We start from the raw sequence: 22,782 nt of genomic DNA on the forward strand, positions 1-22,782 counted from the left end.
AGAGGACCGCATCATGACCGACTATGGGTTATACAATCAAATCCTGACCCGGCTGGCCGCCAATCACCCCGGCACGCTGGATGAGAAAACCTACGAACTGTGGAAGCAGGACGCCACCAGCCCGCACGCCTTCGCCGATCCCTTCACCTATCTCAAAACCAAGGGGCTGATACAGGCCTATGTGATGAGCGACATCGACGAGAACAACTATGATATCGACCCGCATCAAACGCGGATCACCGCCGCCGGCCTTGAATTCATTCGCAACGGCGGGTTTAAATAAGGGGGATACGCGCCAACAAAAAACCGCCAGACGGCGGTTTTTTTACTCTAAAAGCATCCGGACCGGCTCAGGCGGGGAAAGGCCGATAAAAAATGCGCAGCACTTCGTTATCACCCTGGCGTAAAAAACCGCCTTCCGGCTGCCAGCGCAGATCGCGCGCCAGATTGAGATTTTCCCAGCCGACCGCGCCCCCCACGCCGATGCAAAGATTTTTATTGCCTGCGGCAAATCCCGCACCGGTACCGATCATGGCATGCAGCAAACGGGGCGCAGCCGCGTCGCGCAGGGAGAATATGCCGATAAAACATCCCTGCGGCGCGCGCAGCATATCGGCCATAGTGCGGATCTCGGTATCATCCGGGCTAACGAAATGTTTGTATTGCTTATCGAACACCGTCTGCCACAACTGCTTGTATTTCGCCTTGCTGAGCGCGCCAGAACGGTGGGCACAAAGCACCACCGCATCCCAGCACATCTCCCCGCTGAGCGAAAGATACTCTTCCGTATCGGTTTGCGGCTTATCGGCGTAATGCCGTGCAAATTCGGCCGCATTCAAATGCGGCGGCACGGCCTGTTTGGCAACGTCACTCTTGTAGCGCTTGAAATTCAACCAATGCATGGGGACTGTCCTCTTCACCCTCTAGATTAATGAACCTGAAGCCGTGGATGAGACGAGCCATCAAATCCAGAGCGTCGTCGGCGATGGCGGTTTCGTCGTCATTCAGCCCCTGTTCCACCGAGCGCTCAATCGCGTTCATCACCGCCGGAGCGCTGGTTTCTTCCCCCTGCGCCACCACGTCTAATACGGCTTTGCCGATCGCCAGACAAAGCTCATGATCAAACTCAACCTCTTTATACGGCTGCATAACCACCCCGATAAATTTTTACCCAAGAATACTAGACCACAATGGCGTATCGCGCCTGTCATCGTAGCGCAGCAAGGTATGCAGCCGAAGAGAAATGCATCAGGCCCCGGGTTGATAGCCCGAAGCCCGATAAAGGCAGGTTATTGCGGGGCTTGATCGGTAGGACGAATGATAAAACACGTGGCGGTTGCCGAGGCCAGCAGCTTCCCTTCCGCCGTTTTGAGCGTGCCTTCGGCGAAAGCGACATTTTTCGACGCATAGACCAGACGCCCCTCGGCGATCAGATCACTCTCCTTTGGCACCGGGCGCAACATTTTAACCTGCAGATCGACGGTGCCATAACCAATCCCTGCGCCCAGCGTACTGTGCACCGCGCAACCGGTCACCGAGTCCAATACCGTAGCGGCGAAACCGCCATGTACGCCCCCCAACGGATTCAGATGGCGCCCGTCTGCTCGCGCCACAATACGGATATACCCCTCTTCAACCGCGTCCGGTTTCATGGGCACCGTTTCAGCGATTGAAGCCGGTGGAATTTTGCCGGCCATCGCAGCCTGTAATAACGCCAACCCCGTCATTTTTGTCGGATCCATTGCTCTCTCCTCTGGTGGTGAACCGGTTATATAGAAGAGGTCTGACCTCTTGACTTGCTTTTTCGTGCTGATGTCGTCAGCCGCCTGCTCTTCAGATTCTCTGAACGTGACCTCCATCATTCTTTAGAGTTAATAACCATAATTTTTTAGCGCCTTTAGATTTAAAACAACTTTCTGCTGTAAACGCCGCCGGAAACTGAACGCAGTTAAGTTCAACATTATTAAGGCGTATCTATCATGGATTTCTTTCTGCAATTAGCGGTTATATTGGCATGCTTGCTGTATGGGGCACGTAAGGGCGGCATTGCGCTGGGGTTACTGGGCGGTATCGGTTTGATGATCCTGGTGTTCGGCTTTCACCTGCAGCCCGGCAAACCGCCGGTAGACGTGATGTTGGTGATCATCGCGGTGGTGGCGGCCTCCGCCACCCTGCAGGCCTCAGGCGGGTTGGACGTCATGCTGCAGATCGCCGAGCGGATGCTGCGGCGCAACCCGCGTTATGTCTCGATCATCGCACCGTTCGTCACCTGCATTCTCACGATCCTGTGTGGCACCGGCCATGTGGTCTACACCATCTTGCCAATCATCTATGACGTGGCGATCAAAAATAACATCCGCCCGGAACGGCCGATGGCGGCCAGCTCGATCGGCGCGCAGATGGGCATTATCGCCAGCCCAGTCTCAGTGGCGGTCGTTTCACTGGTGGCGATGCTCAGTAGCTACACCTTCAATGGCCGCCATCTGGAATTCCTCGATCTGCTGTCTATCACCATACCTTCCACCCTGTGCGGCATTCTGGCGATCGGCATCTTCAGTTGGTTCCGCGGCAAAGACCTGGACAAAGATCCCGAGTTCCAGAAATTCATCTCGGTGCCGGAGAACCATCGCTACGTCTATGGCGACGCCGCCACCCTGCTGGACCGGGTATTACCGCGCAGCAACTGGATCGCCATGTGGATTTTCCTCGCCACTATCGCCCTGGTGGCGGTGCTGGGAGCCTTTTCCGACCTGCGGCCCAGCTTCGGTGGCAAGCCGCTCTCCATGGTCCTGGTGATCCAGATGTGTATGCTGATGGCCGGGGCGCTGATCGTCATCATTACCCGCACCAACCCGGCGTCTATCTCTAAAAACGAGGTGTTCCGTTCCGGCATGATCGCCATCGTGGCGGTGTATGGCGTCGCCTGGATGGCGGAAACCATGTTCGGCGCGCACCTGGCGCAGATAGAAGCCACGCTGGGCGTGCTGGTGAAAGAGTACCCTTGGGCCTATGCGCTGATCCTGCTGCTGGTGTCGAAATTCGTCAATTCGCAGGCCGCCGCACTGGCGGCGTTGGTGCCGGTGGCGTTGGCAATCGGCATCAACCCGGCCTATATCGTCGCTTCGGCGCCGGCCTGCTATGGCTACTATATTTTGCCAACCTACCCCAGCGATCTGGCGGCGATCCAGTTCGACCGCTCCGGCACCACCCGCATCGGCCGCTTCGTGATCAACCACAGCTTTATTCTGCCCGGCCTGATCGGCGTCAGCGTCTCCTGCGTCTTCGGTTGGATCCTCGCCGCGGCGTTCGGTTTCTTATGAGTTGTACTTCGGAGCCCTGCGGGGCTCCCTGCAAGCAGGATGACAATCCAAGGGGATGGGTATGATAAGAAAGGAAAAATGCAGGTGTAATACGAATTCCAGAAACAAAAAAACCGCCTCTCGGCGGTCTACGACATTACTACTTATTGCTTTGATTATTCGGTATTTTTATTCCCTGGTACCCGGGGCGGGACTTGAACCCGCACAGCCATAAGCCGAGGGATTTTAAATCCCTTGTGTCTACCGATTTCACCACCCGGGCTCGGGAAAGTTGGAGGCGCGTTCCGGAGTCGAACCGGACTGGACGGATTTGCAATCCGCTACATAACCGCTTTGTTAACGCGCCTTTATTCTGTTTGCCTTTTCAGGCCAAAGCCGGTGATTCACCCACTTCGTTTTGTTCTTTTGGTTGGCGATGTTGAAATCGCTTATCCTAATCATCTGATTCTTAAGTAATTTATTTCGTTACCGCCGAATCGATGGACTGCATTATGGACTAAACCCCCCACCTTGGCAACCCCCCGAAATAGCAAAAAGTTCTCTAACGCTTTCAACTGCTTATTTTGTGGGCGCACTGTTCACAATGCCGACGGAAAGGCAAGCGGAATGTTGATTTTATATGCGTCGGCTCGGGAATTCACGGGCAAATCGGATCTTTTTTTCTCTACAGGAATCGCTTACCTCCCCCTCTCCGGCTTTTCACCTGCTTATGATGATGAGATATCATGCAAAACATCATCATGGGGACATCGCGCAATCTCCAGCGCCGCAGCCCTGAACGGCCAACGCAACTGCAGAGCTGGGGACTTACGCCAGGTTGTCCAACGCACGATGGGTCGGCATCAATCCCCCTGCAGAGCACCGGCACGATGTCCAATCAAATGTGCCTGTTTTCGCCGTTCAACGGGGGCATCCTACGGTATGAAAACGACTGGAGATATAGGGACATATGAAGTTGTTCTATCACTCTACCATGCCAGCTCAATGCCCTGACAGCAGCGTTACTGATTGGGTGCAGCTTGGCTTATCATTCGATGACAAGCTTGCCCACTTAGAAGGACGGAGGGTCTGCTGAGTTAGTGCAAGTTACTTTTTAAGTATGCCCAGTGGAAAAGCTGTAGAACCAGTCGCAGAGCCCCTTAAATGCCCAAAGATTGATTCAGGCTAAGGATCGAAGCTCCATTGGACACGGCCTCCCCCGACGAACTGTCGCCTGACGGCTACTTATATGTATGCGCTGCTTTAGTAAAACAAGCGTGGTTCGGGAGAGGCTAGCAAGCTGGCCAGCGTGGTTAACGCAAACTTTAGTTCGGCGCGACTCGGTGACATCAAGGCAATTCGCACGCCATTAGAGGCGATAGTACGCTGTGCTAGGAACTGGCTGCCGCTAACGACCATTACCCCATGAGCACGGGCCAAGTTGGCAAACTCATCGCAAGTCCATGGTTCGGGCAATTCCAACCAAACGTGGAAGCTGTTGGGCTGGCTGCAAATTCGATAACTGCCAAGAACTTCCTTGACCAGTCTCTGCCGTGCAGCGGCCTCATCTTGCTGCGCTTTGACTAATCGCTCACCCATACCGCTGCAGATCACGTTGCTGGCCAACTGTGCCATCATCGGCGAAGGCATCCATACGCTGCTACGGACCATGGATGACAAGCGTGAGAGAGTCTCAGGAGGCGCGTACAGGTAGCCAATACGTAACGCGGGAAGAATGCTCTTTGAAAGGCTCGTCAAATAGATGGATCGCTCAGGTGCATAGGCCGAAATCGGTTTACTCGCTGGCTGGACCTCCAGAAAACCGTAAATATCATCGTCAATAATGAATACATCATGCTCGCGGGCAATCTGCGCGATTGCCTCGCGACGCTCCGGGGGCATGATTGAATTAGTTGGATTTTGGTGGGTGGTTACGCAAATTAGTAACGCTGGGCGGTGCTCAACGCAAGCGGCGCGGAAAGCCTCAGGGAGTAGCCCGAATTCATCTATCTGTACGCCCTGCAGTCGCCGATCGAGGCTATGAGCAAGAGAGATGATTCCAGGATAGCAATGCTCTTCGCACAAAATCACATCATTGGTTTTCGATAGGCTACTGATCGCCACTAGCAAGCCATGCTGCGCTCCGGAAGTGAGGACGATCTGCTGCCACGTTGCATCTGGCAGACTGCGTTGCACCCAACGAGCCCCCGCTTGCTTGTGTACTGCGTGCCCACCATCGCTGGTGTAGTCCATCACACGGCCCAAATCCGCTGAGTGCGCGAGTTCAATAATTGACTGCCGCAACCAACCGTCTATGTCGGCGTCACTAGGCTTAATTATTGAAAGATCAATCTGTGCATTGTCTTCGGGGGAGCGCTCGCCTATCGCGCGTGGCGCAGCCTTGGTTTGGGCAGGCAGGACAAAGGTCCCGCGACCGACCTCACCGATCACTAGCCCACGTTTGGCCGCTTCGTCATAGGCACGGCCAATGGTCCCAGGAGTGACTTTCAAAGTTCCAGCGAGATCCTTGAGCGTTGGCAGCCGCTCGTCAGGCTGCAGGCGCCCGGAATTAATGTCCTGCTCCAGGGCATCGGCAATCATCAGGTAAACCGGTTTCTCATGATCGCTGTATTGAGGGACCCACATAGGTAAAGCACCAGATATCTTCATGAATGCCAAATCCTAGCATAAAAGTATATGCAAGCGTTATGGGTGTAATCGAGGAACCCGTTAAAGGTTATCGAGCTATTTTCAGAATATTTCCTTGATTTCATTACTTAGCCCACCCTAATTCTCGCAAAAACCGCAGGTAACCAGAGAATTAAAATAAAAATAAATAGTTTAAAATCAAAAAATTAACACCAAAGCATGTGTTAGTTAAATCAGTGTGACAGAAATTAATTGAATTTCCGCAATCGATTCAATTACAGTAATTGAATCGATGCAATTAGGTTGAATTGATCGATTCATTAATGGCGTCTGCTTGAGACAAAGCAAAAAAAACGTGATTTAAATCACAAAAAACAACAACAGGGAGTGCTGTCCGCAAATCAAGCGAGTCGAGCACCGAAATATGGAAACTTAGTTGAAATGGAATGCACACAGCACAATCAGGACACCGAGTCTGTGACAACGTTGGAGATCCGCCTGCCATGGGTCACCTCCAGCGCATGGCAAACGGTGTTAAGCCAGACTCCGCTGGATTTTGAATCCACCAAGGATATTTATTTTCAGCTTAAGGAGCAGGCCCAGGACATAATTGGAGCCGAACTAACTCGCCAGATCCGTACATTCGTTGAAGACCCGACGATTACTGCAATGGTGATAAGGAATTGCCCACGAGATCGTGATACTCCGCCGACACCGTACTCTGGCGTGTTGAGTCCGAAGAGCACCCCCATTGCCTGCCTCGTGAACCTCTCGCTGCAAAGCCTTTTAGGTATTCACCCCGTCGTATACGAAGGTGAAAATGACGGTCGTTTATTTCGGCATGTGATTCCTTCACGAGCATCAGCTAGTCAGAAAAGTTCTCACGGTTCCCGTCTTCGCTTTTCCTACCACGTAGACAACCCAGATTTGCCGTTGTCGTCTGAGGCTGTCGGCGATATTTCGTGCTGCCCGGAATACTTGTCGTTCGTCGGCATACGCTGCGACCCACGAATCAACACCACACTAGTCAATCTTGATGAAGTCCTCAACAGCCTTCCGGATTCTATTGTGCATGAACTGAGTTTGCCGAATTTTGAAGTGCGACGCCCGGATTCTTTCGCCAGTAATCGTCGTTCGACGCCTAACCTGGCTGTGTTGGTCCGAGGGTTGGGCAACGAGTGTTTGTGTCGTTTCGATAGTGAAAACACGTACGGCACAAATACCCCTGCCGCACACGCGCTTGATGTCCTGCGAACGATGCTTGAAACCCGTAAGTTCGATAAGCCGCATCTCTTGCTACCTGGGGACTTCATGATCTTCAAGAACCAGCGGGTACTCCACGCTCGGGATGCTTTCGAGCCGCAGAATGACGGTGCAGATCGTTGGCTAATTCGTTTGTTCGCGGTCAATAGCCTGAGCCGAGTGCGCTTGGCGCGTGCAGATCATCTTTACGAAGTCCTTTCCTGAATTTTTTCTTATAGAGGTATTACCATGGAACTACTAGGAGCCTATTGGGCTGAGCATTGGATATTTGCGATTATTTTGCTGGGTACTATTGCGTTTATAGCTGGCTTTGTCGACAGCATCGCAGGTGGTGGAGGCTTGTTCTTGGTGCCGGGCTTTTTGCTCGTTGGCCTGCCGCCGCAAGTCGCACTGGGCCAGGAAAAATTAGTCAGTACCTTGGGAACTCTTGCGGCGATAAGGAATTTTCTGGTCAATAGCAAGATGGTCTGGAAGGTGGCTCTTGTAGGCGTCCCATTTTCGCTATTGGGCGCGTATCTGGGGGCGAACCTGATTGTTTCAATTCCACAGGAAACTGTCGGTAAGATCATTCTTGCTTTGATCCCCTTTGGTATTCTGATTTTTCTTACACCAAAAGATCGGCCAGTACAGGAACATGTCTTGTCTCATGGAATGCTGTTTACTGTGGTGCCACTGACATGCTTGGTTATTGGCTTCTATGATGGTTTCTTCGGGCCAGGCACAGGAAGCATGTTTATTATTGCCTTTCACTACCTGCTCAAAATGGACCTGGTTTCCAGTTCCGCAAACTCCAAGACATTCAACTTTGCCTCAAACATCGGGGCGCTGGTGGCATTTGTTATTGCCGGCAAGGTGATTTATTTGCTTGCTTTGCCGTTGGTGGCCTGCAACATCCTTGGCAACCATCTGGGCAGTGCCTTGGCAATTCGTAAGGGCAATGACGTCGTGCGTAAAGCTCTAGTATTTTCGATGCTCTGCTTGTTCGCCAGTCTTGGCGTGAAGTATCTGGCCTGAGTTTCCAACGATATTTCTAACAAAGGTAGGAATAGTATGCGAACTGCATTAGTCACCGGGGCTTCAGCCGGCTTTGGTAAAGCAATCTGTCATCGGCTGATTGCCGAAGGCTATCGGGTCATAGGCGCTGCACGCCGCATGGAGAAGCTCTTGCTCCTGCGGCAGGAGCTTGGCGAACAGTTCATCCCGCTGCCGCTGGATGTCACTGATCCGCTGTCCCTCGACAAGGCGTTCGAGCAGGTGAGTGAGGCCCCGTTTTCCATTGATATACTGGTGAATAATGCGGGGCTGGCGTTGGGCATTGAGCGTGCACAGCAGAGCAATGTACAAAATTGGGAGCGCATGATCGCCACTAACATCACCGGTCTTGCCCTCGTCACTCATCGAGTTCTGCCAGGGATGGTTGAGGCTAACAGCGGACTGATCATCAACATTGGATCGATCGCCGGGACCTACCCATATCCGGGAGGTAATGTATATGGAGCCAGCAAGGCTTTCGTCAAACAATTCAGTTTGAATCTGCGCGCCGATTTGGCTGGTACCCATGTGAGAGTTACCAATATCGAGCCCGGCCTGTGTTCTGGGACTGAATTCTCGGTGGTACGACTCAATGGCAATATGGAAGCGGTCGAAGCTCTGTACAAAGATGTAAAAGCTATTGCTCCTGAGGACATCGCCAACACTGTATTCTGGATCATCCAGCAGCCGGAGCATCTGAATATCAACACGATAGAAATAATGCCGGTGGCCCAGAGCAGTGCGGCTCTCAATGTCGTACGCAACCTGTAGTGGGGTACTCGGATCAGTTGTGATCGGCATGGGATAGGAGTGGCACTCGAATCCCAGGTCGCGCTCTACTGCCAGGCTGACTACCGCATTGCCCAGCGTGAACAGCGCCATCGCCATCAACAACAGACGCTTATCCGATGATTGTTTGCCGTCCCTGTTCATATCCAGCTGCAGTTGCTTGACGATCTCCGGAGGGATAATCCAGAAACCTTGATCCAAGTGTAACTGATCAGGCGTCGCCAAGCGAAGTTCGCCCGTGCGCACACCAGTCAACATCAACAACCGTAGCACCAGCTGAGTTTGCAACTGTCCCCTGTAGGCACGGAGCTTCTGCAACAATTCAGGCAGTCCGCCCATATGCAGGAAGGGAGTTGTGTCGAACGGGGGATTTGGGCGCGGCCACTACATCAAGGTCAGACGCCGGATTCTGCTCCAGGTCCGGAACCTTAACCAGGGCATAGCGGTACATCGGGTGACGGCCGTTGTGAAAGCCCCACGGCGTTCAATGCTCTCGAGGATATCCAACAAGTCCGTACGCTTAATCTCATAGACAGATTGAGGGCCGAGGGTCAGGAGAATATCTCTGAGGAAGATTCGCTGGATCTGCTCCTGTGTGCTTTAACGGCCCGCCTTCAGACTCTTCTTGCGAAACTCGAACCATTGCTCGAACACCTTCTGGAAGGTGTGATTCTCAGCGAGAAAGGCGTGTCTGCGGTCCTGGTTTCTTTGCTTGCAGGGGTTGATGCCGCGGGCAACCAATTCACAAGCGATGTCGCGACGAGTGTGGGCTTCTTTGAGGGAGATTCCAGGGTAGGTACCCAGAGACAACCATTTCTGCTTGCTGTTCCAGGAATACCGAAAGTGCCAACTTTTGTTGCCTTCGGGTGACACGGCCAACGCGAGGCCATCAGAGTCGCCGAGTGTGCATGCCTTGGCAACGGCTTTTGCCTGCCGAATGGTGGTATCGGAAAGTGCCATGTCCAACTCCTCTGTGCCTGGTTCAGGAACAGATGGTCGGCATATCGCCCAGTGCCATACAGCAACAATGCGCACAAGCTCGCGTCCGTATTGATGGACTAAAAAATGGACTAAAAAGTGTTGGCTGGCGCTGGATTCCAGGGAAAATCTCTGGAATAAAAAAAGGGGCTTTCGCCCCTTTTTTCAATGACTTACAAACCTCAATGGAATTCCAAAGAACTCTGCAGATCAAAATTTGGAGCGGGAAACGAGGCTCGAACTCGCGACCTCAACCTTGGCAAGGTTGCGCTCTACCAACTGAGCTATTCCCGCATTACCAGAACTGACTGATTTCTTTGCTATCTTTCGGCAATTCATCGTTGTCGTCTGATGCGATGCATTCTACTTACCTGACGTGATGAGTCAATAAAATTGTTGGCGCATCACGATCGTTTGCCGATTTTTGCAGCGTATCGATCACGGTTCCAGCAGATCGTTGCGTGCCGCGTTCAAATATTGGAACATCGACCAGAAAGTCAGCACCGCCGCGATATACAGCAAACCAATCGCCACATACTCTACGGAGCGATCCGGCCGCCACAGCAAGCCCACCAGCGACATCATCTGCGCCATGGTTTTCACTTTGCCAATCCAGGACACCGCCACGCTGCTGCGTTTGCCAATTTCCGCCATCCACTCACGCAGCGACGAAATGATGATTTCACGGGCGATCATGGTGGCCGCCGGCAGCGTGATCCACCAGCTGTGGTAGTGCTCCGCCACCAGCACCAGCGCCACCGCCACCATCACTTTGTCAGCGACCGGATCCAAAAACGCCCCGAAGCGCGTTGTTTGTTTCCAGCGGCGTGCCAGGAAGCCGTCAAACCAGTCGGTGACGGCGGCAAACACAAAGATAACGGCGCAAACCATCGGAGCCCAGTTGAACGGCAGATAAAACGCCAGCACAAAGAATGGGATCAGAACTACGCGAAACAGGGTAAGCCAAGTCGGTATATTCAATTGCATAATGCTACGGTAACTATCTGGCTAGAGTGGAAATTAAGAGTATGTTGCTACATTGCCCTCAGTGTTTCAATGCATTGTAGATCTTTTCTGCCAATGCTTGTGAAATACCCGGCACTTTTGCAATTTCCTCCACGCTGGCGTTCAACAAAGGTTGCAGTCCGCCCATATACTTCAACAGCACCTGGCGCCGTTTCGGCCCTACGCCTTCAATCAGCTCCAATGCGCTGGTATTTCTGACTTTCGCCCTTCTCTGCCGGTGACCGGTAATCGCATGATTGTGCGAATCGTCGCGGATGTGTTGGATCACATGCAGCGCCGGCGAATCCGGCGGCAGAGAAATTCCCTCGCCTTCCGGGACGAAGAACAACGTTTCTAACCCGGCCTTGCGGTCGGCGCCTTTGGCGATGCCGATCAGCAACGGCTTATTCTTGTCCCAGGTGACGTTCAGCGATTTGAATACCTCGATCGCCATGCCGAGTTGCCCTTTACCGCCGTCGATGAAGATGACATCCGGGATCTTTTTCTCTTCCAGCGCCTTGCCGTAACGGCGCTTCAGCACCTGCGTCATCGCCGCGTAGTCATCACCAGGAGTAATGCCGCTGATATTATAGCGCCGATACTCCGCTCGCACGGGGCCGTTACCGTCGAACACCACGCACGAAGCCACGGTCTGCTCGCCCATGGTATGGCTGATATCGAAGCACTCCATGCGGTTGATTTCCGTCAGGTTTAGCACCTTGGCCAATTCCGCCAGCCGCTGATGAATAGTCGACTGCTGCGACAGCTTGGTCGTCAACGCCGTTGCCGCATTGGTGCGCGCCAGCTTCAGATAACGGGCGCGATCGCCGCGCGGTTTGCTTTGAATTTGGATCTTGCGCCCCGCCAACTCGGAGAGCGATTCCGCAAGCAGGTCTTTTTCCGGCAGGCTGAAATCCAGTAAGATCTCGCCGGGCAGCGTGCGCGCCTGGCTGCCTTGCAGATAGAACTGGCCAACAAAGGTCTGCACCACCTCGCTCATCTCCGTACCACCCGGCACTTTAGGGAAATAGCTGCGGCTGCCCAGCACCTTGCCCTGTCGGATGAACAGCACGTGCAGGCACGCCATACCGGCATCGAACGCCACGCCAATCACGTCCAGATCGTCGCTGTCGCCCGACACGAACTGCCGCTCCGTGACGCGGCGTACGGCCTGAATTTGATCGCGAATGCGCGCCGCCTCTTCGAAATTCAGCAGTTTGCTGGCTTCTTCCATGCGCGCAATCAGCTGGTGCAATACCTGTTGATCTTTGCCTGAAAGGAACAGCCGCACGTAGTCCACCTGTTGCCGATATTCTTCTTCACTCACCAGGCCGGTGACGCAAGGCCCCAGACAGCGGCCGATCTGATACTGCAGACACGGACGTGAACGGTTGCGATACACGCTGTTTTCGCACTGGCGGATCGGGAACAGCTTCTGCAGCAGCGCCAGCGTTTCGCGTACGGCGTAAGAGTTGGGAAAAGGCCCGAAATATTCGCCCTTGGCGTGTTTGGCGCCGCGATGCACCGCCAAACGGGGATGGGTATCCGCGCTGAGAAAAATCAGCGGATAAGATTTATCGTCTCGCAAAAGAACATTATATCGCGGTTGGTACAATTTAATGTAGTTATGTTCCAACAACAGCGCTTCCGTTTCGGTATGGGTAACCGTTACGTCTATTTGCGCGATATTTTTAACCAGCGTCTCGGTCTTACGGCTGCTGACCTGCTGCCGAAAGTAGCTGGCGAGACGCTTTTTCAGGTCTTTGGCTTTACCGACGTAGATCACCGTCCCCGTGGCGTCGTACATACGATAGACGCCGGGTTGGCTGGTGACGGTACTCAGGAAGGCTTTGGCATCAAAACGATCATTCACTGCTTAACAACGTCTCCGCATTGAACAATCCATGTCGGATGGCCAGGTGAGTCAATTCGACGTCGCCGCTGATATTCAGTTTGCTGAACATGCGGTAACGGTAGCTGTTCACCGTTTTTGGGCTGAGACTCAGTTGCTCCGAGATCTCATTCACTTTTTTGCCTTTGGTGATCATCAACATGATCTGTAACTCGCGTTCAGACAGGCAGCTGAACGGCGTTTCAGCCTGCGGCTCCAGCTGACTCAAGGCCATCTGCTGAGCGATGTCAGACGCGATATAGCGCTGCCCCGCATGCACGGAACGCAAGGCGTTAATCACTTCTTGCGGCGCGGCGCCCTTGCTCAGGTAACCGGCGGCCCCCGCCTGCATCACCTTCGCGGGCAAAGGATTTTCAGTATGGATGGTCAACATGATGACTTTGACGTCGGGCGCATAACGCACAATCTTGCGCGTGGCTTCCAGCCCGCCAATGCCCGGCATATTCATGTCCATCAGCACGATATCGACAGCGTTGCCACGGCACCATTTTACGGCGTCTTCACCGCACTGGGCCTCACCGACAACTTTTATACCTTTGATATCTTCAAGAATGCGTCGTATCCCTGCGCGCACCAGTTCGTGGTCATCAACAAGAAGAACGCTAATCAAGGAAAAATCTCCAAAAAAAGGGAGTAACGCAATCGGCCTCTGTTTTCGCCAGAGATATTACTTGTTTTTCAGACAAGAATGAACACAGATTAATACATACTTTCGAATAACTTTGCGGAGCAGAGCTGATTTTTCAATTTTAGCCGTCTATGCCGCCGATAAATCGTCACGTCGGAAAACATCAGGCGACGAAAATAATTCCGCGGCGCTGTACCCGACACAGGATAGCGCGACAATCATGCTGCGAGTGAGAAATCTGTGTAAGCAATCACGACATGAATAATATTAACACGGCTATTGGCTATTTGTAATCATTTGATATTTAAAGGCGTAGCCAAATCCGCTGCCAACGCGGGTCTGGCAACCCACGGTCGAAACTATTATTCCCGGCAAACGCCGCTAAAATCGGTGTACTACGCTCCAAATAATTATAATAACCCCATCGTTCAACAATAACGTGCCGGACAAATACTTGTTAACCACCTCGAAATAACTTGCCGATAGAGGATGATTCGGACAAGCAATGAGCGAACGTTGCCCACCCGCGTGACCGGAGCAAGCCCGGTGCAGATGATGGACGCATGCTATGCTATACTCCGCGCCCAGTTAAATTCGCCACCGCGCGCGACAACTGTTTAGCCCACGCGCGGTGCGCCAAAGCAGCTTGTATCAGGCTACGGCCTCAAAAAATCAGGAGAGAAAATGAGCAACGTTGATTTCACTACGTCTGCAAACCCGGAAATCTTGGCGACCGAGGTTGCCTGCCTCAAAGCTACGCTGACGCTGATCCTGAAGTCGATCGGCCAGGCCGACGCCGGGAAAGTCATCATCAACATGGAACGTTTCATTGCCCAGATTGAAGATCCGACTCAGGCGGAAATCTTCAAGAACAGCATTCAGCAAATCAAGCACGCTTACCGCCAGTAAACGTTGCCTCTCAGACCCGCGTTTCATGCGGGTCTGTTTTTCCCCGCGCTACGCAACACGCCATTGATCTTGCACAGACTTTCGGGCAGTGTGTTGACTTTCCCCCACACCCGAGACCGTTATGGGCATCCTTGTCAAAGCGCTGATCGGCGCGCTGGTCGTGGTTCTGATTGGCCTGTTGGCCAAAACGCGCAACTATTATATCGCCGGTTTAGTCCCGCTCTTCCCCACTTTTGCTTTGATTGCGCATTATGTTGTCGGCAGCGAACGTTCAATAGCGGCGCTAAAAACGACGCTGATTTTCGGCATGTGGGCGGTGTTGCCCTACCTGGTGTATTTGATTTCGCTGTATTTCCTGATTAACAGTCTGCGGCTGTCGTTAGCGCTGGGCGCGGCGGTACTGTGCTGGATTGCAGCGGCGTGGCTACTCATTACGCTGTGGGGATGGTGGCAAGGGCGTTAACGCCCTTGCCGGAAATGTTACGGCCGCCCTGCCTGCAAAACGAAGCCTCTCTGCCGATCGCCCGCGATACGCAGATAGCGGCTTTCACCGGCGCGCAGCGTCATCGGTACACTGCCGCCGGTCTCACGCCAAATACACAGATTATTCTCGATCATATCTTGCCCGATACTGACCGTAATATTGCCTGGCGGCACGCGAAATTCTGCTTTCTCTTTCGACCCCAGCGAAGCGGCGAACTCCCCATTCACATAGACGCCGGTGCGACAGCTCCCCGCTAGCATTCCGCTGTCGCGCACCACCACTACCGTAGCGTAAGGCGTATCCGGGATATTCTGATAGAGCATCAGACGGCTTGGGGGCGGCAATTCAGCCTGTTGCGGCGGTACGACTTGAGTCGCACATCCCGTCAACAGTGCAGAGGCAAATAACAACGCGGCGTAATGCTTCATCCTTGGCTCCTGAAGAAAATAATGCTTATCGTAACAAGAGAATAGCTGTCTCCAGTAGCATTCATACTGCAGAGACGAAAAAATCGGATAACTTCCCACTCACCCACAAACCGGCAGGAATAAGAAGATTCTGCATTAAAGCTATTGAAATAAAGGCGATTCTTGCAGATTTAAAACTTGACCATGCCACGTTGGATATCTGCCGCAAAAGCACCACTGACGTAACTGAAACCATCCTGCGTGACGTAAACTCGGGTATGACCGGTCTCTGATAACACCGCCACCATATATCCCAGGCTGATCATTTCATGTGATGGAACGTTCATTGGGGTTAGAAATCCGCGTCCGCGGCACCACTGATAAAAGCGAGTTCGCCCATATCCCAACACGGCCCCCACATCGGAGAGGTGCTTGAAAGTATCATAATCCTCTGATGGTGAAGGTAAACCGTCATGACTTTCAGGCGTTTTCTTTATCCCAGACAAAATAAACTCCTTTTTTGACGCTGTCGCGTACGATTACCCTTCCTCTAAAATTAATTTAAAAAATCCAAATTTAAAATGCAAATGAATTCCCTGTAACTAAAAGCCTTCCCCAGAAAAAACCCGGAAATAAAACCCCAATAAAAAAACAGAAATAAAAAAATAGAGTATTAATACCGAGTATTAAATCCTTGGCATGGGTAAATATCCTAAATAAAAATAATAGTCAGGCAAGATAAGAATATACTTAGCATGCGTATTATTTCACTCATCAAAACGATGCAATTGCGCTCGGATCATTACGGCATAAAAAGAATGAATAAAACCAGCACCACATCGACCCACCTTCGTCGTGTGGTCGCAGATCCCTACAGACTTCCCCAATGTGCCACATCCTCTCTCAACGCGGCACTTCCTCAATCATACCTAAACAATAACCATTATCATTTCCAATTATTCCGCCAGTTTATTACACTTTCCTACCTCGCCAGTTAGGAACATTCCTAGTCGGAGAGCCTCAGGACAGAGAAAGAGTTAGGGACACCATGAAGAATTACCGTTGTTTGATTGTTTTGCCGCTTTTGATGATGACCGCCTGCACCCAATGGGAAAGGCCCGGCGCGGTCGAGAGTACCCGGGATGCCGAATATGCCGAATGCCGCAGCCGCGGCTACGATCGTTTTCCGCCGGACGTGGTGCGGGACGTGGAGTTCAGCTACGAAAACAAATACATCCCTTGCGAGAAAAATAAGAAAGATTGCCCATCGGGATACCGCTATGACAAAGAGCCGTCGATTAAGACGGTGCAGACCGACCGCAATCAGTCCGCCCGAAACGCCACCATCGAAGCCTGTATGTACAGCAAAGGTTGGCGAGAGAAAACCTACTATTGGCCGCAATGGTGATGTGGCGGCGTTTGCCTAGGGTGACATGCCGCTAATCCATTCAGCCGTCGTCATCACTTCGGTTCAGCCCCAGCGCAACCAGTGTTTCCGCCCTGACCGGCGTTAAAGGCACACGCGGCGGTGGCAAAGGCCAGCCCAAAAGCTGCCTCGCCGCCGCCGCGCAGACTTTACCCTGGCATGCCCCCATGCCACAGCGGCTACTTAGCTTAGCCGTGTTCCAATCCGGCTGATGGCGGACCTGTTCCAGCGCGACGTCTTCGCAGCGGCACAGCAGCGTCTGCGGTTTGGCCAGAGAATTCATGCGTTCATCGAGCGTAAAAGCGGCCGCTGTCGCCGTGGCGAAACGCCGCCACCGCTGCCGCTGCGCCATCATAAAATCGGCTTTTTCCTTCTGACCGGTGGCGGCATAACCGGCGATGGCGCCTTCGGTGAGCGCCAATTCACTGCCGCCGATGCCGGTACATTCCCCGGCGGCATAAATTTGCGCCTGGCTGGTTTGCTGACAATGATCCACCGCTACGGCACCGTGTTCTATCCGACACCCCAGCAGCATGGCCAACTCGATGTTCGCCACTAATCCAAAACCGCAGGCTAACCTGTCGCAGGCGATCGTTCTTTGCCGCCCACCGTTATTGACGTGCACCGAGGTTAAACGGTCTTGCCCCAACGCCGCCAGCACCCGGCTACCGGCACGATAACGATGCGGCATCAGAGAAAACGCCTGATGCAGCTTGGCTGGCCAGCGCCACAAGCCGCCCGCAAACGCCGCCAACCGCCAAAGCGGTGCCTGCTCAGCCACCAGCACCACCTCGCCGCCGGCCTGTTTTACGCTGTTCGCCACCGCCAACAGCAGTGGACCACTGCCTGCTATCACTACTCGCTCACCGCGGATTGTCAACCCTTGCTTGATTTGCGCCTGTAGACCACCGGCGCCGGTCACCCCCGGCAGCGTCCAGCCGGGAAACGGCAACAGGAGTTCACGAGCGCCATTGCATAAAATCAACTTTTGATAGCGAATCACGCCGCAGCCTTCGGCATCTTCATATGCCAATCGGTTAGCGCCACACTGCGCCACCAGCTTGCAGCCGGACTGCAGCGCAATATTTTCCTTCGTCACCACCGCCTGCCGATAGCGGTTCGCCATTTCAGGCAATGCCACCTGCGGTCCATCGCGCCAGATTTGTCCGCCTGGATGTGGATTATCATCAATCATTCGTACCTGACCACCACTTTCCGCAGCGGCCAGCGCCGCCGCCATGCCGGCCGGCCCAGCGCCGACGATCAGCACCTCACAGTCGAAGTTACTCATCATCGCTCCTCTCGATGCGCATGCCGGCTTGGCACAGCGTCTGGCACGCCAGGCGACGCAGACCGTTAATGGTCACCCGGCACTCCTGACAAATGCCCATGCCGCAAAAGGGGGCCCGTGGTTGGTGTGAAATCGACAACCGGCAACGATCGTCACCGCACAGGCTGAGTGCCGCAGCAACGCTGAGGCCAACCGGCACCCGCCGGTGCTCTCCATCGATACTCAACGAGAGCGTATTTTGTCTTTCATTCATACAGGCAGCTCCTCGACGGCAAACGCGCGCGCCGCCAAATAGGGGGAATCATCAATCTCCGGCGTTTGCCGGCCGATCTGCGCAGTAATCAGCGCGGCACTACCAAGGGCGGTTGTGACACCCAATCCCTCGTGCCCCAGCGCCAACCACAGCCAGGAATGCCGCGGATGTGCGCCCAACAACGGCAGCCCGTCGGCAGAGGCGGCGCGCAGCCCGGTCCAGCAGCGAATGATGTTCATCTGCGCCAGTGCGGGCAAGAAATGCTGCGCACGCTTGAGCATCGCCGCCAACACTGGCATGTCCAACGCCGAATCGACGGCGTCAAACTGGCGGGAAGAGCCGATCAGCCATTGTCCGGTGGGCCGTGCCTGCACATTGAATGCCACCGACGTACCGTCGCTGGCATGCGCGCTGGCGCCATATCCCAACTCCACCAGTTGATGCCGCACCCGCGGCGGGTAGCGATCGGTGATCGCCAGATGGCCCTTCTTGGCGTGCAGCAAAGCCTGCGGCAATAGGCTATTGGCCCTGAGGCCACAGGCCAGGACTACCAGTGGCGCAGCCAGGCGCCTGCCATCCGCCAGCCTCACTGCCCCTTCCTCCAATGCTGTCGCTTCGCCATGTACCACGTCGATCGCTGCACTACCGTCGTCCAACAGCCAGCGAGCCACGAGCGGCGCATACACAATGCCGTCGGCCGGCACCCGCAGCCCACCGGCCAGGCCGTGCCGCAGCATCGGCTCCACGGCGGCGATCTGCTCCGCCGTCAGCAGTTCCGCAGTCACACCCTGCTCCGCCAGCCGCGCCCGCTTTTGTTCGGCAATGCCCATTTCATCCGTTTTATCCGCCAGCCATAGCGTTCCGCAGCCGCGCCAGGCACACGCTTGCGGCATCCGCCCCGTCACTTCACGCCATAACCGCAGCGAATAAGCGCTCAACGCCAGCTCAGCCGGATTATCGTCCATGCATACCAGATGCCCCATGCCGGCGGCGGTCGCACCGGCGCGACGATCGTCCACTACCGAGACACGATACCCTTCCCGCGCCAACCGCCAGGCACAGGCAGCGCCGATGATGCCGGCGCCGATCACGATGACATCGGCTTTCTGTCCGGTGCCCATCAGCGTATTCCCCAGACAAAGGGATCGCGTTCGTCGAGCAGCAGTTGGCTATCGGCACACACATAGGCCTGCCCGCGAATAAAAGGAGTAATACGTTCGCCATTCCAGCGGTAATAGGCCTGGAATTCGCTACCGATCACGCTGACCTGCCGCCACTGCGTTTCCGGTGGCAGTTTGCCGTCCGCCGCCAGACACGCCAGTTTGGCGCTGGTACCGGTACCGCACGGAGAACGATCATAGGCTTTGCCGGGGCATAACACGAAGCTTCGGCTGTCGGCCTGCGGATCGTCACCGAACAGTTCGATATGGTCTATCACTTCGCCGTCTTCACCGCAGATGCCCGCCTGTTCCAATGTCTGCCGCACCGCCCAGGTGAACGCGGTCAATGCCTCCAGATTTTGTCTATCGATAGGTAACGGCGACTCGCCGATCAGGAAGAACCAGTTACCGCCCCAGGCGATATCCCCCGTCACCGGCCCGTATCCCCCAACCTCAAGCCGCACCTGGCGACGGTAACGATAAGCCGCCACGTTCTCCACCGTGACGCTGCCGTCGTCATGCAGCGTGGCGTTTACCGTGCCGACCGGGGTCTCGATGAGATGGCACCCGGCGTGGATGCGCCCCAGGTGCGCCAGCGAAGCGATCAGCCCGATAGTGCCGTGTCCGCACATACCCAGATAGCCGCTGTTGTTAAAGAAGATCACCCCAGCGGTGGCCTGCGGCGAGCAGGGGCGACACAGCAGCGCCCCCACCAGCACGTCATTGCCGCGCGGTTCGAGCATCACCGCGCAGCGCCAATCGTCATAATGTTGTGCGAAACGCGCCCGCCGTTCCGCCATGCTGCCCTCGCCGAGATCGGGAAACCCTTCCACGATCAGACGTGTCGGCTCTCCGCCGGTATGAGAATCGATCGCCCGCAAAGCGGTGATATGCGCAGAAAGTGCCATCGGCGTCTCCTGAGTTAATGAGATGTTACCAATGGCATTAGCCTGAACGAATGTGAGCATGGCGGCTTGATGCGTTTCGGCGCGGCGAATGAAGAAATCAGCACAGTGATAAAAGTCAGGTCTGACGCGGCGCGGGTATACGCTTAACGAATGCCATAATAATGACTTATTTATCATATTGTTATTTCCATACTAAACCTTTATGTAGCGAGAAACACCGCAGTTTTCAAGCAACTGCCAAACACCGCCCGGCAAAAGTATGCGGCAATCCGCATATTTAGCAGCCGGACGGAAATAGCGCTTGCTTCGTTACAGAAAAGTTAATATTGATGCGAAAGTGCCAACCTGGCCCGCCTGTTTTTCCGGCTAACGACCGAAAAGGGACTGTTATGCGATCCACTTCAGACTATCAGCCTCCGGTTTCTCTCTCGCCGCCTTCGCTTGTTGGGTTGCCGGAGCAGGAGGACGTTTTTGCCGTCGAACATCTATCGCGTCTGTGCGACGGACTGGCGCAACAGCGCCCGAACAACCTGCGCGATCTGCTGAATACGCTGGCGCTGATCGCGCCGTTGCTGAACGCGATCCCGAACGTGGTGTTCTTTATCAAAGACGCCCAGGCTCGCTACCTGCTGGCCAACCTCACGCTAGCCAAGCGCTGCGGTTTCAAAACCGTCACGCCGCTGCTGGGCAAGACCTCCGCCGACGTTTTTCCCGCTCAGCTCGGATCCGGCTACACCGAGCAGGATCTGCGGGTATTGCGCCACGGCGTGCTGATCCAGGATCAACTGGAGATGCACCTGTACAATGGCCGAGAAACCGGCTGGTGCCTGACGCAAAAGCTGGCGCTGTATGACGCGCAGGGAAGAATCATCGGTATGGCGGGTATTTCTCACGACCTGCAGGAGGCCAGGGCCAATCACCCGGCCTACCAACGGCTGGCGGCGATCGACGTGCATATCCGCCGCCACTACGCGCGACCGATCGCGCTTGAAGAGCTGACGGCGCTGACCGGGTTGTCGGTGGCGCAGATTGAACGCTACTGCAAACGTATCTTCCACCTCACCCCGCGCCAGATGATCCATAAAGTGCGGCTGGAAAAGGCCACGGAACTGCTGGCCGGCGATCTGCCAATCACCGACATCGCGCTACAGTGCGGCTATACCGATCACAGCGCCTTCAGCCGTCAGTTCAAAGCGATGACCGGCTCCACGCCGCGCGATTTCCGCCTGACGCTTTCCGCTTAACGCGCTGATTTACCTGGTTACCTCCCTCTCCTCACGGCGCACCGGCGCCTGGTTTTTTTCATGCCCGCTTTCCGCCGCCATTGTGCCAATTTCGTCGCGGCAATCGGCGAAAAGCGTCAAGCCTCCCTGCGCAATACCGGTCAATCTGTCGGTGAGCCTTACTAAAGATTCACTTTTCATTAACACTTTCGGACGACAGGACAAACACTATGAGCCATAAAGCCATAAGCTGGAGCGGCGTATTCCCGGCGGTGACGACCCAGTTCCGCAACGATTTCTCTCTGGACCTCGACGCCACCCATACGGTGATCAAAAACCTGGTGCGCGACGGCGTCTCCGGTCTGGTGGTGTGTGGCACCGTCGGTGAAAACACCTCGATGACGATGCAGGAAAAGCTGGCGGTGATCGAAGTGGCGAGAGACGCCGCCGACGGCAAAGTGCCGGTGATCGCCGGCATCGCCGAGTTCACCACCGCCTTCGCGCAGAACATGGCGCGTGAAGCGCAAAAGGCCGGTGTCGATGGCATTATGGTGATGCCGGCGCTGGTTTATTCCGCCAAGCCGCACGAAACCGCCGCACACTTCCGCAGCGTCGCCGGCGCGACCGATCTGCCGATCATGGTCTACAACAACCCCCCCATTTACAAAAATGACGTCACACCCGACATCCTGACCTCGCTGGTCGACTGCGAGAACATCGTGTGTTTCAAAGACTCCTCGGGCGATACGCGCCGCTTTATCGACCTACGCAACGAAGTCGGCGATCGCTTCGTGCTGTTCGCCGGGTTGGACGATGTGGTGCTGGAAAGCATCGCCGTCGGCGCGCAAGGCTGGATCTCCGGCATGTCCAATGCTTTCCCGCGCGAAGGGGAAACCCTGTTCCGTCTGGCTAAGGAAAAGCGCTATGAGGAAGCATTGGCGCTGTACAGCTGGTTCATGCCGCTGCTGCATCTCGATGCCCGCCCCGATCTGGTGCAATGCATCAAGCTCTGCGAACAGCGGGTCGGCCGTGGCAGCGCCATCACTCGCCCACCGCGCCTGGCGCTGCAGGGGGAAACGCTCACCGAGATCAATGCCGTGATCGATAAAGCGCTGGCCACTCGTCCTGCGCTGCCGAACGTCGGCCTGTAACGCCTTCACCGCCCG

General features: G+C 54.7%; 25 protein-coding genes and 3 tRNA genes. 10 read left to right on the forward strand and 18 right to left on the reverse strand.

Features of this window, described 5'->3' with window-relative positions:
* Positions 1–13 precede the first annotated feature (13 nt).
* A complete protein-coding gene (locus ACJ8HA_RS08580) occupies positions 14–283 on the forward strand; it encodes a hypothetical protein (RefSeq protein WP_421095574.1) in 270 nt (89 codons plus the stop codon).
* 67 nt (positions 284–350) lie between these two features.
* Here the strand turns inward: ACJ8HA_RS08580 and ACJ8HA_RS08585 are convergent, their stop codons facing one another.
* The 3 genes from ACJ8HA_RS08585 to ACJ8HA_RS08595 all read right to left on the reverse strand — a co-directional run bounded on the left by ACJ8HA_RS08585 (position 351) and on the right by ACJ8HA_RS08595 (position 1,742).
* A complete protein-coding gene (locus tag ACJ8HA_RS08585) occupies positions 351–902 on the reverse strand; it encodes a hypothetical protein (RefSeq protein ID WP_025302370.1) in 552 nt (183 codons plus the stop codon).
* A complete protein-coding gene (locus ACJ8HA_RS08590) occupies positions 868–1,149 on the reverse strand; it encodes a hypothetical protein (protein WP_025302369.1) in 282 nt (93 codons plus the stop codon). The genes ACJ8HA_RS08585 and ACJ8HA_RS08590 overlap by 35 nt, the downstream gene beginning before the upstream one ends.
* A gap of 140 nt (positions 1,150–1,289) precedes the next feature.
* Entirely contained in the window at positions 1,290–1,742 is a 453-nt protein-coding gene (locus tag ACJ8HA_RS08595; RefSeq protein ID WP_025302368.1) for a PaaI family thioesterase, read from the reverse strand.
* A gap of 237 nt (positions 1,743–1,979) precedes the next feature.
* Between ACJ8HA_RS08595 and ACJ8HA_RS08600 the strand changes: the two genes are divergently transcribed.
* Positions 1,980–3,320, forward strand: coding sequence for an anaerobic C4-dicarboxylate transporter (locus tag ACJ8HA_RS08600; RefSeq protein ID WP_141997742.1), 1,341 nt, complete (start codon positions 1,980–1,982; stop codon positions 3,318–3,320).
* 176 nt (positions 3,321–3,496) lie between these two features.
* Here the strand turns inward: ACJ8HA_RS08600 and ACJ8HA_RS08605 are convergent.
* The 3 genes from ACJ8HA_RS08605 to ACJ8HA_RS08615 all read right to left on the reverse strand — a co-directional run bounded on the left by ACJ8HA_RS08605 (position 3,497) and on the right by ACJ8HA_RS08615 (position 5,969).
* Positions 3,497–3,582: transfer RNA gene (locus ACJ8HA_RS08605), tRNA-Leu, on the reverse strand.
* Between the two features lie 10 nt (positions 3,583–3,592).
* Positions 3,593–3,666 (reverse strand) — tRNA-Cys (locus tag ACJ8HA_RS08610).
* An 896-nt stretch (positions 3,667–4,562) separates the two neighbouring features.
* On the reverse strand, positions 4,563–5,969 hold the full coding sequence (locus ACJ8HA_RS08615; RefSeq protein WP_225735594.1) for an aminotransferase-like domain-containing protein: 1,407 nt from the start codon (positions 5,967–5,969) through the stop codon (positions 4,563–4,565).
* Positions 5,970–6,425: 456 nt separating this feature from the next.
* Here ACJ8HA_RS08615 and ACJ8HA_RS08620 point away from each other — a divergent pair, with 456 nt between their 5' ends.
* From ACJ8HA_RS08620 to ACJ8HA_RS08630, 3 genes are read left to right on the forward strand one after another with little or no spacing between them, the layout of a single operon-like run.
* Entirely contained in the window at positions 6,426–7,415 is a 990-nt protein-coding gene (locus tag ACJ8HA_RS08620) for a TauD/TfdA family dioxygenase (protein WP_421095573.1), read from the forward strand.
* Between the two features lie 24 nt (positions 7,416–7,439).
* On the forward strand, positions 7,440–8,225 hold the full coding sequence (locus tag ACJ8HA_RS08625; RefSeq protein WP_025302363.1) for a sulfite exporter TauE/SafE family protein: 786 nt from the start codon (positions 7,440–7,442) through the stop codon (positions 8,223–8,225).
* 36 nt (positions 8,226–8,261) lie between these two features.
* Positions 8,262–9,014: an SDR family NAD(P)-dependent oxidoreductase gene (locus tag ACJ8HA_RS08630; RefSeq protein ID WP_071826108.1), complete on the forward strand. Its 753-nt coding sequence runs from the start codon at positions 8,262–8,264 to the stop codon at positions 9,012–9,014.
* A 618-nt stretch (positions 9,015–9,632) separates the two neighbouring features.
* On the opposite strand, the gene ACJ8HA_RS08635 is transcribed toward ACJ8HA_RS08630, so the two are convergent.
* From ACJ8HA_RS08635 to uvrY, 5 genes are all read right to left on the reverse strand, one after another.
* Positions 9,633–9,992 (reverse strand): Arm DNA-binding domain-containing protein, encoded by a 360-nt coding sequence (locus ACJ8HA_RS08635; RefSeq protein WP_421095572.1) that lies wholly within the window; start codon positions 9,990–9,992, stop codon positions 9,633–9,635.
* A gap of 236 nt (positions 9,993–10,228) precedes the next feature.
* Positions 10,229–10,304 (reverse strand) — tRNA-Gly (locus tag ACJ8HA_RS08640).
* A 144-nt stretch (positions 10,305–10,448) separates the two neighbouring features.
* Entirely contained in the window at positions 10,449–10,997 is a 549-nt protein-coding gene (pgsA, locus tag ACJ8HA_RS08645) for a CDP-diacylglycerol--glycerol-3-phosphate 3-phosphatidyltransferase (protein WP_004927937.1), read from the reverse strand.
* Between the two features lie 58 nt (positions 10,998–11,055).
* A complete protein-coding gene (gene uvrC, locus ACJ8HA_RS08650) occupies positions 11,056–12,888 on the reverse strand; it encodes an excinuclease ABC subunit UvrC (RefSeq protein WP_346421743.1) in 1,833 nt (610 codons plus the stop codon).
* Positions 12,881–13,537: a UvrY/SirA/GacA family response regulator transcription factor gene (uvrY, locus tag ACJ8HA_RS08655; RefSeq protein WP_004927947.1), complete on the reverse strand. Its 657-nt coding sequence runs from the start codon at positions 13,535–13,537 to the stop codon at positions 12,881–12,883. The genes uvrC and uvrY overlap by 8 nt, the downstream gene beginning before the upstream one ends.
* A gap of 702 nt (positions 13,538–14,239) precedes the next feature.
* Between uvrY and ACJ8HA_RS08660 the strand changes: the two genes are divergently transcribed.
* Together ACJ8HA_RS08660 and ACJ8HA_RS08665 are read left to right on the forward strand one after the other, a co-directional pair.
* Positions 14,240–14,464 carry a DUF2594 family protein gene (locus ACJ8HA_RS08660; RefSeq protein ID WP_004927950.1) on the forward strand — a complete coding sequence of 75 codons (225 nt, stop codon included), beginning with the start codon at positions 14,240–14,242 and terminating at the stop codon, positions 14,462–14,464.
* 121 nt (positions 14,465–14,585) lie between these two features.
* Complete coding sequence (locus ACJ8HA_RS08665) at positions 14,586–14,927, forward strand: GlpM family protein (protein ID WP_025302360.1); 342 nt, start codon at positions 14,586–14,588, stop codon at positions 14,925–14,927.
* 17 nt (positions 14,928–14,944) lie between these two features.
* Here the strand turns inward: ACJ8HA_RS08665 and ACJ8HA_RS08670 are convergent, their stop codons facing one another.
* A complete protein-coding gene (locus tag ACJ8HA_RS08670) occupies positions 14,945–15,376 on the reverse strand; it encodes a hypothetical protein (RefSeq protein WP_025302359.1) in 432 nt (143 codons plus the stop codon).
* Between the two features lie 170 nt (positions 15,377–15,546).
* Positions 15,547–15,861: a hypothetical protein gene (locus tag ACJ8HA_RS08675; RefSeq protein ID WP_127146676.1), complete on the reverse strand. Its 315-nt coding sequence runs from the start codon at positions 15,859–15,861 to the stop codon at positions 15,547–15,549.
* Positions 15,862–16,403: 542 nt separating this feature from the next.
* Here ACJ8HA_RS08675 and ACJ8HA_RS08680 point away from each other — a divergent pair.
* The gene (locus tag ACJ8HA_RS08680; RefSeq protein WP_025302358.1) at positions 16,404–16,763 is read left to right on the forward strand and encodes a hypothetical protein; all 360 of its coding nucleotides are present in this window, start codon (positions 16,404–16,406) and stop codon (positions 16,761–16,763) included.
* 40 nt (positions 16,764–16,803) lie between these two features.
* Here ACJ8HA_RS08680 and ACJ8HA_RS08685 read toward each other — a convergent pair whose 3' ends face one another.
* From ACJ8HA_RS08685 to ACJ8HA_RS08700, 4 genes are read right to left on the reverse strand one after another with little or no spacing between them, the layout of a single operon-like run.
* On the reverse strand, positions 16,804–18,072 hold the full coding sequence (locus ACJ8HA_RS08685) for an NAD(P)/FAD-dependent oxidoreductase (protein WP_025302357.1): 1,269 nt from the start codon (positions 18,070–18,072) through the stop codon (positions 16,804–16,806).
* Positions 18,065–18,325 carry a (2Fe-2S)-binding protein gene (locus tag ACJ8HA_RS08690; RefSeq protein WP_025302356.1) on the reverse strand — a complete coding sequence of 87 codons (261 nt, stop codon included), beginning with the start codon at positions 18,323–18,325 and terminating at the stop codon, positions 18,065–18,067. The genes ACJ8HA_RS08685 and ACJ8HA_RS08690 overlap by 8 nt, the downstream gene beginning before the upstream one ends.
* The gene (locus tag ACJ8HA_RS08695; RefSeq protein WP_025302355.1) at positions 18,322–19,446 is read right to left on the reverse strand and encodes an NAD(P)/FAD-dependent oxidoreductase; all 1,125 of its coding nucleotides are present in this window, start codon (positions 19,444–19,446) and stop codon (positions 18,322–18,324) included. Before ACJ8HA_RS08695 ends, ACJ8HA_RS08690 begins: the two co-directional genes overlap by 4 nt.
* Positions 19,446–20,393: a 4-hydroxyproline epimerase gene (locus ACJ8HA_RS08700; RefSeq protein ID WP_197812752.1), complete on the reverse strand. Its 948-nt coding sequence runs from the start codon at positions 20,391–20,393 to the stop codon at positions 19,446–19,448. Before ACJ8HA_RS08700 ends, ACJ8HA_RS08695 begins: the two co-directional genes overlap by 1 nt.
* A 389-nt stretch (positions 20,394–20,782) precedes the next feature.
* Between ACJ8HA_RS08700 and ACJ8HA_RS08705 the strand changes: the two genes are divergently transcribed.
* On the forward strand, positions 20,783–21,637 hold the full coding sequence (locus ACJ8HA_RS08705) for an AraC family transcriptional regulator (protein WP_025302353.1): 855 nt from the start codon (positions 20,783–20,785) through the stop codon (positions 21,635–21,637).
* Between the two features lie 9 nt (positions 21,638–21,646).
* Here the strand turns inward: ACJ8HA_RS08705 and ACJ8HA_RS08710 are convergent, their stop codons facing one another.
* On the reverse strand, positions 21,647–21,817 hold the full coding sequence (locus ACJ8HA_RS08710) for a hypothetical protein (protein ID WP_153266251.1): 171 nt from the start codon (positions 21,815–21,817) through the stop codon (positions 21,647–21,649).
* Positions 21,818–21,846: 29 nt separating this feature from the next.
* Here ACJ8HA_RS08710 and ACJ8HA_RS08715 point away from each other — a divergent pair, with 29 nt between their 5' ends.
* Positions 21,847–22,767, forward strand: coding sequence for a dihydrodipicolinate synthase family protein (locus ACJ8HA_RS08715; protein WP_043141796.1), 921 nt, complete (start codon positions 21,847–21,849; stop codon positions 22,765–22,767).
* Positions 22,768–22,782 lie beyond the last annotated feature (15 nt).

The sequence above is a fragment of the Serratia sp. CY33802 genome (genome assembly GCF_052169095.1).
Lineage (GTDB): Bacteria > Pseudomonadota > Gammaproteobacteria > Enterobacterales > Enterobacteriaceae > Serratia > Serratia bockelmannii.

Bases quoted from the DNA above. Each gene is read 5' to 3' on its own strand.
- pgsA (WP_004927937.1), bottom strand. From the start codon at position 10,997: ATGCAATTGAATATACCGACTTGGCTTACCCTGTTTCGCGTAGTTCTG.
- ACJ8HA_RS08600 (WP_141997742.1), top strand. From the start codon at position 1,980: ATGGATTTCTTTCTGCAATTAGCGGTTATATTGGCATGCTTGCTGTAT.
- ACJ8HA_RS08690 (WP_025302356.1), bottom strand. From the start codon at position 18,325: ATGAATGAAAGACAAAATACGCTCTCGTTGAGTATCGATGGAGAGCAC.
- ACJ8HA_RS08680 (WP_025302358.1), top strand. From the start codon at position 16,404: ATGAAGAATTACCGTTGTTTGATTGTTTTGCCGCTTTTGATGATGACC.
- ACJ8HA_RS08695 (WP_025302355.1), bottom strand. From the start codon at position 19,446: ATGGGCACCGGACAGAAAGCCGATGTCATCGTGATCGGCGCCGGCATC.
- ACJ8HA_RS08585 (WP_025302370.1), bottom strand. From the start codon at position 902: ATGCATTGGTTGAATTTCAAGCGCTACAAGAGTGACGTTGCCAAACAG.
- ACJ8HA_RS08590 (WP_025302369.1), bottom strand. From the start codon at position 1,149: ATGCAGCCGTATAAAGAGGTTGAGTTTGATCATGAGCTTTGTCTGGCG.
- ACJ8HA_RS08670 (WP_025302359.1), bottom strand. From the start codon at position 15,376: ATGAAGCATTACGCCGCGTTGTTATTTGCCTCTGCACTGTTGACGGGA.
- ACJ8HA_RS08685 (WP_025302357.1), bottom strand. From the start codon at position 18,072: ATGAGTAACTTCGACTGTGAGGTGCTGATCGTCGGCGCTGGGCCGGCC.
- ACJ8HA_RS08660 (WP_004927950.1), top strand. From the start codon at position 14,240: ATGAGCAACGTTGATTTCACTACGTCTGCAAACCCGGAAATCTTGGCG.
- ACJ8HA_RS08615 (WP_225735594.1), bottom strand. From the start codon at position 5,969: ATGAAGATATCTGGTGCTTTACCTATGTGGGTCCCTCAATACAGCGAT.
- ACJ8HA_RS08635 (WP_421095572.1), bottom strand. From the start codon at position 9,992: ATGGCACTTTCCGATACCACCATTCGGCAGGCAAAAGCCGTTGCCAAG.
- ACJ8HA_RS08715 (WP_043141796.1), top strand. From the start codon at position 21,847: ATGAGCCATAAAGCCATAAGCTGGAGCGGCGTATTCCCGGCGGTGACG.
- ACJ8HA_RS08580 (WP_421095574.1), top strand. From the start codon at position 14: ATGACCGACTATGGGTTATACAATCAAATCCTGACCCGGCTGGCCGCC.
- ACJ8HA_RS08710 (WP_153266251.1), bottom strand. From the start codon at position 21,817: ATGAAAAGTGAATCTTTAGTAAGGCTCACCGACAGATTGACCGGTATT.
- ACJ8HA_RS08625 (WP_025302363.1), top strand. From the start codon at position 7,440: ATGGAACTACTAGGAGCCTATTGGGCTGAGCATTGGATATTTGCGATT.
- ACJ8HA_RS08630 (WP_071826108.1), top strand. From the start codon at position 8,262: ATGCGAACTGCATTAGTCACCGGGGCTTCAGCCGGCTTTGGTAAAGCA.
- ACJ8HA_RS08665 (WP_025302360.1), top strand. From the start codon at position 14,586: ATGGGCATCCTTGTCAAAGCGCTGATCGGCGCGCTGGTCGTGGTTCTG.
- ACJ8HA_RS08595 (WP_025302368.1), bottom strand. From the start codon at position 1,742: ATGGATCCGACAAAAATGACGGGGTTGGCGTTATTACAGGCTGCGATG.
- ACJ8HA_RS08700 (WP_197812752.1), bottom strand. From the start codon at position 20,393: ATGGCACTTTCTGCGCATATCACCGCTTTGCGGGCGATCGATTCTCAT.
- ACJ8HA_RS08705 (WP_025302353.1), top strand. From the start codon at position 20,783: ATGCGATCCACTTCAGACTATCAGCCTCCGGTTTCTCTCTCGCCGCCT.